This is a genomic window from Schnuerera sp. (assembly GCF_035459645.1).
Taxonomy (GTDB): domain Bacteria; phylum Bacillota; class Clostridia; order Tissierellales; family Tepidimicrobiaceae; genus Schnuerera.
The window spans coordinates 1-12,089 of sequence record NZ_DATHXO010000192.1 but is presented as its reverse complement, the minus strand read 5'-3'; the positions used below and the strand labels follow the sequence as shown (position 1 = coordinate 12,089).

The following is a 12,089-nucleotide window of genomic DNA, read 5'->3' as shown; positions in this document are numbered from 1 at the left end:
CATATCCCTTAACCATACAAGGTGGAAATCCTTCTAAAGTAACTATCTTATTCATAGCAACACATTCATCTACCATCCTAAAAACTTCAGGCATAATAGCTGAATATTGTGGAGTTACCCTATGGAAATTTTGATATGCCTTACCTACTGGATGCATGGCAGAAATATTTATATGGTCAACTTCACATTTTATAATTAATCGGGCAATATCAACTAAACTATCTACATTCCCTTTATAAACAACGGTATTAGTACGAACCTTCCCACCAAGGGATTTTACATTTCGAATACCTTCTATGGTTTCATTGAAACTACCTGGCTCTTGTGTCACAAAATCATGTTGTGTCTCATCCTTCCCATGTAAAGATATTACAAATAATTTTACACCATAATCATACAATCTCTTAGCATATTGGTAATCAGCTAGTTTTCGGCCATTTGTCTGTAGGCTTACTTCTTTATAGCCTAGTTCTTTAATTTTTATAAGAATTTCTTCAAAATCCTCTAGTACAGTTGCTTCACCACCATGAATATTGACAGATTCGTACCCCTTGTTTGAATTTTCCTCTAAAAATTTATATAAAACCTTTTTATTGACTCCTTCCCGTCTATCCTTATGGGAATTTACTACACAAAAGATACAGGAGTTGTTGCACTGATCGGTTAAATGCACACTTATTGCCTTCATTTTTCAAATCTCCTCTTTTTAGTATTTATTCAACTATGCTCATTAAATTTTTGGTAAGCTTGCATTCTAAACAAAAATCTTGGCTATGGAGTAATGATACTGCCCTATCCCTCCAGATATCATCAAAATATTTCTCATAGATATTACCTATCTTTTTGTTTTGATTCATGCCATTACAACAGGAGAACATATCTCCATTAATTCTAATATTAGGAATTATACTACCATTTGCATTGCAGTTTAGACGATAAAAATTGTTAAAAATTATATTATACTTTTTAGCAGATTCAGCTGCTTGTCTTATTCGTTTTCTTATTAAATTTCTATTTTTTAAAACAAATTCTTCATCTCCAATTGGTAGTTCATAGTTTACTGCCTGTAAATTGTATTTCCATGCCAGCTCAACTAGTTTGGGAATTTCATCTATATTACTTTCATTTATAGTTGTATTGATTATTCCTATTATATTGGGATATTTTTTTAAATTTGTTATATTATTTTCTAAAACTTTAAAATTATAAGATCTACAAATAGATTCCATTTTTTCTTCTGTTGTGGCATCTATTGAAAAAACTAATAATTCTACATTTCCTTCACGATTTAATTTGTCATAGTTAATAGGAACGGCTCCATTGGTAATTATGGATATTTTGAATGACTTTAGTTTGAAGATTGCTTCATAAAGATTTGGAAAACAGAAGGATTCCCCCATACCACATATTACAATTTTTTTGATCCCCTTTAGGTGTTCTAATAATCTATCTAAATTTTCAATAGTTAAATCTTTTGGATTATTCTTATCCCTGGTACAATAAGTACAATCTAATTGACAACGGGTAGTTACTTCTATTGAAACAGTTTGAGGCATATTGGTGGCAATCTTCCTAACTGGTTCAATATATTTTTCAATAAATCCCTTATTATATTTAGAATTATTCATAATCAGTCAACCCTTTTCATTACCTGGGTTATGAAATAGTCGTACATACTAGGGTTATCCAACAGTTCACAGCATATTTCACAATCACTGGTAAACTCCCTTTCTTTTAATTCTTTAGCATATGGACTTTCTAAGAATAATTGGGCTATACCCTTAGGTCCGTATTTATGAATATACTTATATACTTCTTTTTCTTTAAACTTCTTAAGCATGTCCGATAGTCTTTCTTCATTTATATTTCCTAAATGAAGATATTGAGTTTCTTTGGAACGGGCAGCTTGACAACAGGCATCCATTTTACCATCAACATCTATAAAGTAATTCCCTATTCCACAATAATTTGCAATTCGCCGTGGATTTTTGAAAAGCTTGGAACGCTTTATCTTTTTTGAATCCTCCCCATCAAAAGGCATAGCCTTTACAGGATGTATTAAAATCCTATTACGATACTCTTTATATAATTCATTAATTACTTTAACTTCTTCACTTTCCACATAGGTTACATTGACATTAACAAACTTACCAGTAGCTAGGCCTGCTTCTATAGCATTTTTTACTATTTGTGCATCAATATACTCTAAATGATATTTATCAGAGCTAATAATCAATCCCATTAAATCAGGCATCTCTTCTAATACAGCAATTCCTTCTTCAACGGTTTTTGCCCATAAACCATTGGTAACGACACCTGCATACATCCCTAACTCCCCTAGTTTTCTTACATAGGAGTTGAGTTCTTTCCTTACAATAAATGGTTCTCCACCAACCAAATGCACAGCTTTAATGCCAGAATCATTTAATTGCTCAATCCAGTTAATTACATCTTCATAATCTGCATCAATTAGATCTATATCATCATTCATTACGATACAGTGGCGACAAGCAGCATTACATCTGTTTGTAATACTTATGTAAACGCTAGAAGTTATTATTTTCATAAGTTCATTTTGACTTAGCCCCTTACTAAACCCCTTTGAATTCTCTAACATAGAAAATCTCCTTCCCTTTATATTTATTAACTAAATTCTAATCTACAATTTGAAAGGAATTTACAATCTACACAAGCTGCACCAGTTTGAAATTCTTTATATTCATTAGAGGTCCAAATTTCACTAAATTTTTGATTAAATAGATTTCCTAGTTTCTTATTAGTATATAAGGTTTCAGAACATGGAAAGATATCGCCATTTATAGAAATATAGGGAGTAATCCATTTTAAATAGATACAACATGTTTCAAAAGGATCAACAAAATATATACCATTTTCAGTGGCTTTTTTTGATGCCATTGAAAGAATGTCTTTTAATTCCTCCTGGTTTTCCTTAATATATGCCTCTTTTCCCCTTGGCAGTGAAAAGTGAATAGTGTCAAATTTATACCGAGCAGCAAAACCAACTAATTTAAGAATCTGGCAGGTATTGTATTCATTCAATGTACAGTTTAGTACCCGTTGAATCCTTCTCCTTGTTTTTCTATAATAGAGTTCATATTCTTCAAAGTTCTTAATTAAATTTCCAAAATTATAATTTCTGCTTATTCTATTTATTTTTTCTTTATCAATAGCATCTACGGAGAATATCAGCATTTCGACATTATAATTCTTGTTTAGTTTTTCAAAATCAATGGGTACCGTACCATTAGTAACTATACAAAACTTCTGTTCTTTAAACTCTTCAATTATTTTATAAATCTCCGGATATAAAAAACTTTCACCAATACCACAAATAATAATTCTATCGAATTTGTCAATCTCCTTATCAATCTGTTGTATTAACTCCTCTGATATATCTATATTCCCAACTTGTTGAGCCTTTCTCGTACAATAGACACAGTCCAGATTACATCTCGTAGTAACCTCTATAGATAGAACCTTAGGTATGTTTTTTAATGCCTGGCGAATTCTCATTTAATATCCTTCCTTCCATTTCATAAAAAAGTAACATCTTCATTTCCATAAATAAATTCTATGGATTTTATCAATATCAAATATTCTAGTATATTGTAGTTAACTAAATTTTTAGAGTATTTAAGTTTGCATAAAATTTATAATATAGAATTACTAAACTGGTTCATGGCTTTTGATTCTAATGGAAAGTATATGGAACTGATTGTCTTAATTGATTTGGCTAATTCAAAATCTTCAGATCTATAAAGGCAATAATAGAATTCTTTTATTGGTATAAAGATGTGAGGGTTGAAATAAAGATAATTAATTGGTTTTAGTGGCACTTGTTTTAATCCATCGTCCAAATACTTTTTGGCAAGAGCCATATCTTTTTTTTCGTACCAATATTCCGAATAATAGACATAGGGCAATATAAAATATGATTCCTTTTTAATCGATTTACTTTGTGCTTCTAGCATCCACCTAATCGTAGTTTTAAAATCCTCTTCTTTTCTCATCTTTTGTGGCAACTTAATATATAACAAGATTTTTAATAAACGGACAAACCAATCGTTTGGTCTAATCTCTAATATTTCATCATAGATTTTAACTACATCAAGTATACCTGTATTTGCTAAATCTTCCCCCTGAATGATATGGGTAATTTCATAATATCTTAGAAAACCATAAGAAAGCATCAATTCATAATCCTTTGGTTTTTCTATATTTCTTTTTCTAATTTCTTCAAAAAAATGAATTTGTCTTTTAGGAAACTTCATAACCATATTAATTGCTTGTACAATATTTATATGTATATCATTTAAAAATTCTACTCTTTGCACCCCCTTGAAATTATTTTAATATATTTGTTAAAAGTAAATATATTTCCTTTTATAGTATCATAGCGTATTATTTTTGACGAGTCAATACTCTATATTTCAAGTTACTATTATTTTATTCATACTAAAGATTCAATTAAAAGACTGTAAAATACATTATAAAAGCATATTTATTGAATTGAAAACTACATGACAGTCTCTTATATTGAAAAACTCTTAACTAGTTGAAATTTCAAGGGAATCCAAGATGATAATTAGTACTTTAGTAGGAATTAAGGTAGAATATAAAACAATTTTTACAAAATTAGTGATTATAAAAGCCTAAAACGAAGTGTTAAACCAACTAAAATAGCACTAACATTAGATAATGTTAGTGCTATTTTACTTTAGTCTTGTCTTTTGTTTATTAATATTTTATCTTTTGTGGGAGATTAGCTAAAAATTATTAATAATTTTCAGCTAATCTCTATATACCCGTCTATAAAAACTTATAACATTTAATTATAACTTCAGATCTCCTTCTTTTATATGTCCAGCTTTTCTCATCCATTCTGATATTATAAAAGATAATATTCCAGGTAAAACAAAATGTAGTAATAGAATTCCAATTAAAACTTTCACACCTGTTCCCATTACCTCTATGGTTGCAAACTGACCTACAAGGCCACTAGTGCCCATTCCAGCTCCTACCATATTACTTTCCATTTTAAAAACAACTGTTGAAACAGGACCTAAAATAGCCGACGTAACTATAGGAGGAATCCAAATTTTAGGATTTTTAATAATATTTGAAATTTGTAACATGGAAGTTCCTATTCCCTGTGCAATGAATCCACCAAAACCATTTTCCCTATAAGAAGAAATTGCAAAACCTATCATCTGAGCAGAGCAGCCAACAATACTTGCCCCTGCAGCTAGACCACTAAGTCCTAGAGATATAGCTAAAGCTGCGCTGCTTATTGGTAATGTTAATATAATCCCCATCAATATGGATACGATTATCCCCATAGGGAATGGATGTAGTTCTGTGGCTCTATTGATAATACTCCCTATTATAGTCATAAAAGAGCTAATAACAGGCCCAATATAATTTCCCGCTAGTCCACCAATTAAAATAGTAGCTAAAGGAACTAAAACAATATCCACCTTAGTTTTGCCTTGAATTACTTTCGAAAACTCTGCTCCAATAAGGGATGCCACTAGAGCACCAACTGGTTCTCCGACCTTTACCATTGCAATACCTTCTTGAAAAGTAACTGTTCCAGCTCCAATAGCTCCAGTTACTACAGAAGCAAATATAGCTAAAGGCGGAGCACCTACACTATATGCAACTCCAGCACCAATAGCTGGCCCCATGAGCATTTGAGCTACTTGACCAAAGTTTACCATCATTTCAATATTTAAAAGAGTACCTAATTGTTTGATTATAAGACCGATTAATAAAGAAGAAAAAAGACCTAAAGCCATCCCATTAAATATTTTAACAAAATAATCTTTAATATTACTTTTCCTTTCTGTTTTTTTGTTTTTCAAAGGAGCCACCTCTTTTTCATTTTATATTTTGTGTTAAGACAGTTGTCTTGTCACCTCACTATACAAATATACCATCTTATTCTTCGTTTATCAAGTATTTTTTCCCCTTAAGTGCTTCTTTTATACTTTCTAAACTTTTTTCATCATCTACTTCTATAGTATGGATATGGATACCTTCAGTAAGCGAAGACAAAGGTTCAGCTTTTGTTTCTCTTAAATTATCCATAAATTCTTGCAAATCCAACCTAGAACTAATTTCAAGAGGGCTTTTTATTTCTCCATACAAAGGATGTTCTACAATTACATCTACTATTTTACCACCTAAATCCACTATGGTTTTTAATTCATCTTCTATTTCATCATAACCTTCGTGTTTACAAACTATTTTTCTAATTAGTTTATTTTCCTTATACACTTTAGGTATTATATAACCTTGAGGTGTGGCTAATATATCTTCTCCTCTAGCTCTTAATAGAGCAATATCCTGAACTATTATCTGTCTACTCACATTAAACTTCTTTGAAAGTTCAGTGCCTTTTACAGGTTTCATATTTTTATTTAAAGTCTCTAAAATTTTTCCCCTTCTCTCCCAAGCATTCATTTTTTTCTACCTCCTAATATAAATAGTACTATCATTTATATTATCATAAATATATAATATAAATAAATTTAATTTATTTTCATAAATTTGTTGACAAAGCTTGTTTTATATAGTAGAATTAAAATCGGTTTGTTTTGAAAAATGGCCCCATGGTCAAGCGGTTAAGACACCGCCCTTTCACGGCGGTAACCCGGGTTCGAGTCCCGGTGGGGTCACCAGAATAAAAAGAAGCTGTAGAATGCTCTACAGCTTCTTTTTCTATATTCAAATCATATATTATCCTTAGAAGTTTCAACTTTATATGGAGCTACAACCTTTATATAAAATGCAATCCCTAGACCTACCCAAAGAGCTAAAGCTATTCTAGATTCTTTTCCTAATGCTGCAGGTGATGATGGGATTAATAGCAAAGCTACTGTCATTAAAGAAGCCACTACTCCCAGTAAAGACACAACCCTTCTAAACATAGTTTTACCTAATCTAAAGGCTATAAAACAAACATAAAGATATGCTATTGCAGCTCCCAGAGAGGACATATCTACTATCCATAAAATTACTTCTCTTCCAAACCAAGGTGCTATTAAACTAATAGCTGTTGCAAATATAATAGCATTTTTAAATACCCCATTTTTGTTTACATAAGAATACCTTTTTGGCACCATATGGTGATTAGATATGGAACCCATCAATTTGCTAGTAGATATCATAAATCCATTTATTCCAGACGTTACTGCAGCAGATAAAGCTATTACTAATAAAAGAAATCCAAACCTACCTAGAACCGACAAAACTCCTGTGCCTAATGCCCAATCTAACGCCATTGCTTCCTCTGGAGAATAAACTAAACCAGTAGTCATATTTAATATAGAGTATATTAAACTACCAATAGATACAGAGGCTACTGCAATCAAAGAAGCCTTTTTAGCCCCAAAATCAAATTCCTTACATATTTGAGGAATATTATCAAATCCTACAAAAGCAAAAGGGGTTATAGCAAATATTTTTAATACTTCCCCTAAATTAAATTGATAATCATATATGTAGTTGTTTAGAAAATCAGTCCTATCAACTTTTATAAACATAGAAATAAATACCGTTAAAACTAATAAGACCAAGGTAAGGGAAATCATATTTTGTACCTTTGCTGATTCTCTTATTCCCTTAATATTTACATAAGCAAATAATATAACGATTAGACTAGATATTATAATTTCTCCAATATATACCTTGTATCCTGCAATACTATATAGATATCCAAATTGAAATACATCTCCAAATAGTTTCCTTATAACTAGAGGAAAAGCAGTGCCATTCAATGGGATTATGGTTAAATAAGCTAGCAATAGAAACCAACCAACTATAAACCCGTGATTCCTACCACAATGTTTATAGGCAAAGGAGAATTCTCCTCCTTCTTCATTATGATTTTCTAACATAATATAATAGGAATTTTGAATAATTATTATAAACAATGCCCCTAAAAATAATCCTATAGTCGTATTTATTACTCCTGCTTCTTTTAAAAATTTGGTTCCTGGCAACATGAAAGAGCCCCAACCAATTATAGAGCCTAATACTATTGAAAATACTTCTAATTTGCTTAAACTTTTTCTCATCTTTGTTCACCTTTTCTCTTTGATAAAATAGGTTATGCAGAAATTTTAAGTATTTCTGCATAACCTTAATATAGATTGATAGTTTTTAATTTAGATTATTCAAAATTATAATTAGTTACTATTGGTTTTCTATCAGTTACCTTATCATTGTAATATTCAAAGAAAGACAATCCCATAAAACTTCCAGAAACATTATATACATTGTCAAAGCCTAAATGTTGTAATGCCATTACTGCGTTATAAGACCTTTGTCCAGATCTACAATGTAAGTAAACAGGTCTATCTTTTGGAATTTCATCTACTCTATCTCTTATTTCTCCTAGAGGAATATTCACCGCATTCACTATATGTCCTTCTTCGTATTCTTCTTTATCCCTTACGTCTATTATATAAGCACCACTTTCTACCAAATCCCTTACTTCATCAACATGCACTTGTTTGAAACAGCTATGAAGTATATTTAATCCTACTAATGCAGCAAAATTTACTACGTCCCTTGCTGTTCCAAAAGGTGGTGCATAGCATAATTCTAAGTCCTTTAAATCCTCTAAAGTACCATTAAATTTAATTAAAGTAGCAATAACATCTATTCGTTTATCTACATTTCCTTTTCCTATAGCTTGAGCTCCTAGTACTCTACCAGTAGGCACTTCAAATATTAATTTAAAATGTAAAGGTTCACTGTCAGGCATTATACCTACTTTATCGCTTGGAATTATCATTACCGTATCATAATCTACTTGCATATTAGTAGCTTTAATTAGACCTTCAGTTAATCCAGTAGAAGCACCATTATAGTTGAATATTTTTATTACAGAAGAGCCTATTACCCCAGTATTATTAACTGGTCTTCCATAAATATGGTCTGCTGCCGCTCTAGCTTGTTTTTGAGCAGGTCCTGCTAAAGCTAACTTACTTTGACTATGAAGTAATCTATTATAAACTTCTATAGCATCTCCTACAGCATATATATCAGGGTCTGATGTTCTAAAGTTTTGGTTTACAGATATAGCTCCTGTCTTACCTAATTCTAATCCTGATTTTTTTGCTAAAGTCGTTTCAGGACTTACCCCTATAGCCATTACCACTGCCTCTGAGTAGATTTTTTTACCTGATTCCAGAACTACAGTATCTTTTTCAAATCTTTCTACTTTATCATTTACTATTAGATCTATTCCGTTATCGATTATCTCCTTGTGTAATATCTGTACCATATCATAATCAAAAGGCCTCATAATTTGCGGCATAGCTTCAACTATGGTTACATTATATCCTGCAAGTTTTAAATTTTCTGCTGCTTCTATTCCTATAAACCCGCCACCTATTACTGTAACATCATTGCAATGGTTTTCCTTTATAAATACATTTAATTTTGCAATATCTACCACATTTCTTATAGTGAATACGTTTACATCTTCCATACCTTCAAAAGGTGGAACTATAGGATTTGCTCCTGGTGAAAGAATTAATTTGTCATATGATTCAGTGTACTCTTCTCCTGTTACCACTTTTCTTACCTTTACTTCTTTGTTTTCTCTATCGATATCAATAACTTCGTTATATACCCTTGCATCTATCCTATATTCGTTATAAAAATCGTCAGGTTTCATAAGGACTAGTTCTTCATGATCCTTAATTAAACCACTTAGATGAAAAGGTAGAGCACAATTTGAAAAGGATACATGAGGCCCTTTTTCAAACATAATTATTTCACATTCTTCGTCTAACCTTCTCACCCTTGCTGCTGCTGAAGCACCACCAGCTACACCGCCTACAACTAAAACTCTTTTTGGTTTTTCTACCATGTTAAAATCCCCCTTTAATTTTTCTACATTAAACCTTTGGCTAAATGTAGTATTAGTTCCTCTATATTTTAAATATTTTATAGATAATAAAATTTTTTAAAATATATGATATAATAATATACAAGCTTTCTTATAGAATAATTAAATAGTTAGATATTTAATTAACTTACTTTATATATTACTCCATTTACAGAATTCTATCTAATAAATACTTATTATACATGATAACTCTTTTTTATAACAAATAGGAAAGTTCTTATACACTAAATATAAACATAAATCTAAAAACAAAAATTAATATTAGGGTGGGAAAATAATGAATTTAGATTATTTAAGATCCTTTTATGTTACTGTAAAATCTAATAGTATCTCTAGAGCAGCTAAACAACTACACCTTACCCAACCAGGGTTAAGTATGCAGATTCAAAATTTAGAAGATGAAGTAGGGGCTAAATTGTTAACTAGAAGTAATAAAGGAGTCAAGCTTACTGACGAAGGAAAAATAGTCTTTGAACATGCTACTACTATGCTTTCCATACAAAAAAACATTAAAAAATCTATAAAGGATTTAGAAAATACAAAAAAAACCCTTTCTATAGTGGCCTGCAAAAGTCTAGGGGAATATGTGCTCCCCTGTAGTCTTTATACTTTCAAAGAAATATATACTGATGTAGATGTCAAATTGGAAGTATATAATTCTTCAGCAGTTATAAAAAAAATATTATCTCATGAGACCAATATAGGCATAATTACTGGCTCCTATGTCTTTGAGAGTATCGCAACTATTCCAATACTTTCAGATAATCTAATATTAGTAGGAGGTCCCAAAACTGAATTTGATAATATTACCATAAATGATATGTTAAATATACCTCTTATTTTGAGAGAAGAAGATTCAACAAATAGGTTGCTCTTATCTGATATATTAACAAAACATATGATTAATATAAATGACCTAAATACTGTACTTTCTTTCAACTCTCCTGAATCCATTAAATCCGCAGTTTCTTCTGGCAAAGGATTTGCTTTTTTACCAAATATTGTGGTAAAACAAGATTTAAGAAGGGGAAATTTAAAGAAAATCAATATTAAAGATTTTAATTCAAAATTCAGTTATTATCTAGCTTATAGAGAAAACTACCAATTTACAGGTTATGAAAAAATTTTCAAAAAATTTATTACTTCTAATAAAAGATGTTTTTGTTACTAATCTTATTGATAATTCAAAAATAATGTCCATTTGTCTATATTCTAACATGCTCCTTTAGAATGTATAATTATAGATAATAAGATTCTTTTATAATAAAAAGCGTCTATTAAATTTAATAGACGCTTTTTATTAGCTATTTGGCTTCCCATCTATAATACCTTAAATCGGGACCAAAAAATCTTAAAGGGATAAATCTTTCTAATACTCTAGAAAACACTCTATCTGTATATGTTTCGGAAATCTCCTTTGGAGTTAAGTTAGTAGAAATTATGGTTTTAGTGTTATTTATTAATCTAGTATTTACTATATTAAATATCTCTGCATTAGTAAAAGCATTGGATAATTCAGTCCCTAAATCATCTATGATTAAAAGGTCTGCTTGGAACAACAAATCATATTCCCAATCATTAAACCTATCAGCACTTCTTCCGAATCTACGTTTTTCAATAATCTCTAATATTTTAAATGCCGTTTGATATATAACAATTTTATTTTTATCCAACAAAGCCTTTGCAATACAATTACACATGAAAGTTTTCCCTAATCCAGTAGAACCATAGAATAATAAATTTTCTTCATTATTCTCATCAAAATTACTGACAAATCCCTCACAAATACTTGTTATATTCGCCATATTTTCCCTAGGAGTCATATTTTCTCCTTCTATAGGTTCATCTGGAAATATATCTATATTAAAAGTTTGGAAGTTTTCCTTCTTTAAAACATTTTCAATATTTGACATCTTATAAGCTCGACTTATAAGGGCTTGTTTTAAACAATTGCACTTATTACCATTAGGCAGATAACCTGTATCGTTACATTCATTACATTCATAGTAAGTATCTAGATAATCTAAAGGAATATTATTTTCAGTAAGTAAATAAGCCTTTTCCATTTTTAATTTTTCTATTTCTTTTTTTACCTTTGTAATATTTTCTTCATAGTTTTCAGGATTTTCAATTACTGCTCTAG

Annotated in this window: 11 protein-coding genes and 1 tRNA gene; 2 read left to right on the top strand and 10 right to left on the bottom strand. The window is 30.3% G+C overall.

Annotated elements, in window-relative coordinates; genetic code table 11:
- From VK998_RS04675 to VK998_RS04645, 7 genes are all read right to left on the bottom strand, one after another.
- Nucleotides 1-688, bottom strand: a 688-nt coding sequence (locus VK998_RS04675) for a radical SAM protein (protein WP_325226041.1), incomplete at its 3' end; no start/stop codon positions are given.
- A 25-nt stretch (nucleotides 689-713) separates the two neighbouring features.
- Nucleotides 714-1,628: a radical SAM protein gene (locus VK998_RS04670; protein WP_325226037.1), complete on the bottom strand. Its 915-nt coding sequence runs from the start codon at nucleotides 1,626-1,628 to the stop codon at nucleotides 714-716.
- 2 nt (nucleotides 1,629-1,630) lie between these two features.
- Nucleotides 1,631-2,617: a radical SAM protein gene (locus VK998_RS04665; RefSeq protein ID WP_236911474.1), complete on the bottom strand. Its 987-nt coding sequence runs from the start codon at nucleotides 2,615-2,617 to the stop codon at nucleotides 1,631-1,633.
- 26 nt (nucleotides 2,618-2,643) lie between these two features.
- Nucleotides 2,644-3,534 (bottom strand): radical SAM/SPASM domain-containing protein, encoded by an 891-nt coding sequence (locus VK998_RS04660; RefSeq protein WP_325226034.1) that lies wholly within the window; start codon nucleotides 3,532-3,534, stop codon nucleotides 2,644-2,646.
- Nucleotides 3,535-3,671: 137 nt separating this feature from the next.
- On the bottom strand, nucleotides 3,672-4,355 hold the full coding sequence (locus VK998_RS04655; protein ID WP_325226030.1) for a hypothetical protein: 684 nt from the start codon (nucleotides 4,353-4,355) through the stop codon (nucleotides 3,672-3,674).
- Between the two features lie 498 nt (nucleotides 4,356-4,853).
- On the bottom strand, nucleotides 4,854-5,885 hold the full coding sequence (locus VK998_RS04650; protein ID WP_414713564.1) for a PTS sugar transporter subunit IIC: 1,032 nt from the start codon (nucleotides 5,883-5,885) through the stop codon (nucleotides 4,854-4,856).
- A gap of 76 nt (nucleotides 5,886-5,961) precedes the next feature.
- A complete protein-coding gene (locus tag VK998_RS04645) occupies nucleotides 5,962-6,486 on the bottom strand; it encodes a transcription repressor NadR (RefSeq protein WP_325226024.1) in 525 nt (174 codons plus the stop codon).
- A 143-nt stretch (nucleotides 6,487-6,629) separates the two neighbouring features.
- On the opposite strand from VK998_RS04645, the gene VK998_RS04640 reads away from it, so the two are divergent.
- Nucleotides 6,630-6,704, top strand: a tRNA-Glu gene (locus VK998_RS04640).
- A gap of 51 nt (nucleotides 6,705-6,755) precedes the next feature.
- Here the strand turns inward: VK998_RS04640 and VK998_RS04635 are convergent.
- Nucleotides 6,756-8,102 (bottom strand): APC family permease, encoded by a 1,347-nt coding sequence (locus tag VK998_RS04635; protein ID WP_325226021.1) that lies wholly within the window; start codon nucleotides 8,100-8,102, stop codon nucleotides 6,756-6,758.
- 95 nt (nucleotides 8,103-8,197) lie between these two features.
- The gene (locus VK998_RS04630; RefSeq protein ID WP_325226019.1) at nucleotides 8,198-9,907 is read right to left on the bottom strand and encodes an FAD-dependent oxidoreductase; all 1,710 of its coding nucleotides are present in this window, start codon (nucleotides 9,905-9,907) and stop codon (nucleotides 8,198-8,200) included.
- Nucleotides 9,908-10,223: 316 nt separating this feature from the next.
- Here VK998_RS04630 and VK998_RS04625 point away from each other — a divergent pair, with 316 nt between their 5' ends.
- Complete coding sequence (locus VK998_RS04625; RefSeq protein ID WP_325226017.1) at nucleotides 10,224-11,117, top strand: LysR family transcriptional regulator; 894 nt, start codon at nucleotides 10,224-10,226, stop codon at nucleotides 11,115-11,117.
- Between the two features lie 133 nt (nucleotides 11,118-11,250).
- Here VK998_RS04625 and VK998_RS04620 read toward each other — a convergent pair.
- On the bottom strand, nucleotides 11,251-12,089 hold an 839-nt coding region (locus tag VK998_RS04620; RefSeq protein WP_325226015.1), incomplete at its 5' end, for an ATP-binding protein.

Excerpts from the sequence above, each read along its gene's own strand:
- VK998_RS04660 (WP_325226034.1), bottom strand. The coding sequence starts at position 3,534 with ATGAGAATTCGCCAGGCATTAAAAAACATACCTAAGGTTCTATCTATA.
- VK998_RS04630 (WP_325226019.1), bottom strand. The coding sequence starts at position 9,907 with ATGGTAGAAAAACCAAAAAGAGTTTTAGTTGTAGGCGGTGTAGCTGGT.
- VK998_RS04665 (WP_236911474.1), bottom strand. The coding sequence starts at position 2,617 with ATGTTAGAGAATTCAAAGGGGTTTAGTAAGGGGCTAAGTCAAAATGAA.
- VK998_RS04645 (WP_325226024.1), bottom strand. The coding sequence starts at position 6,486 with ATGAATGCTTGGGAGAGAAGGGGAAAAATTTTAGAGACTTTAAATAAA.
- VK998_RS04635 (WP_325226021.1), bottom strand. The coding sequence starts at position 8,102 with ATGAGAAAAAGTTTAAGCAAATTAGAAGTATTTTCAATAGTATTAGGC.
- VK998_RS04670 (WP_325226037.1), bottom strand. The coding sequence starts at position 1,628 with ATGAATAATTCTAAATATAATAAGGGATTTATTGAAAAATATATTGAA.
- VK998_RS04625 (WP_325226017.1), top strand. The coding sequence starts at position 10,224 with ATGAATTTAGATTATTTAAGATCCTTTTATGTTACTGTAAAATCTAAT.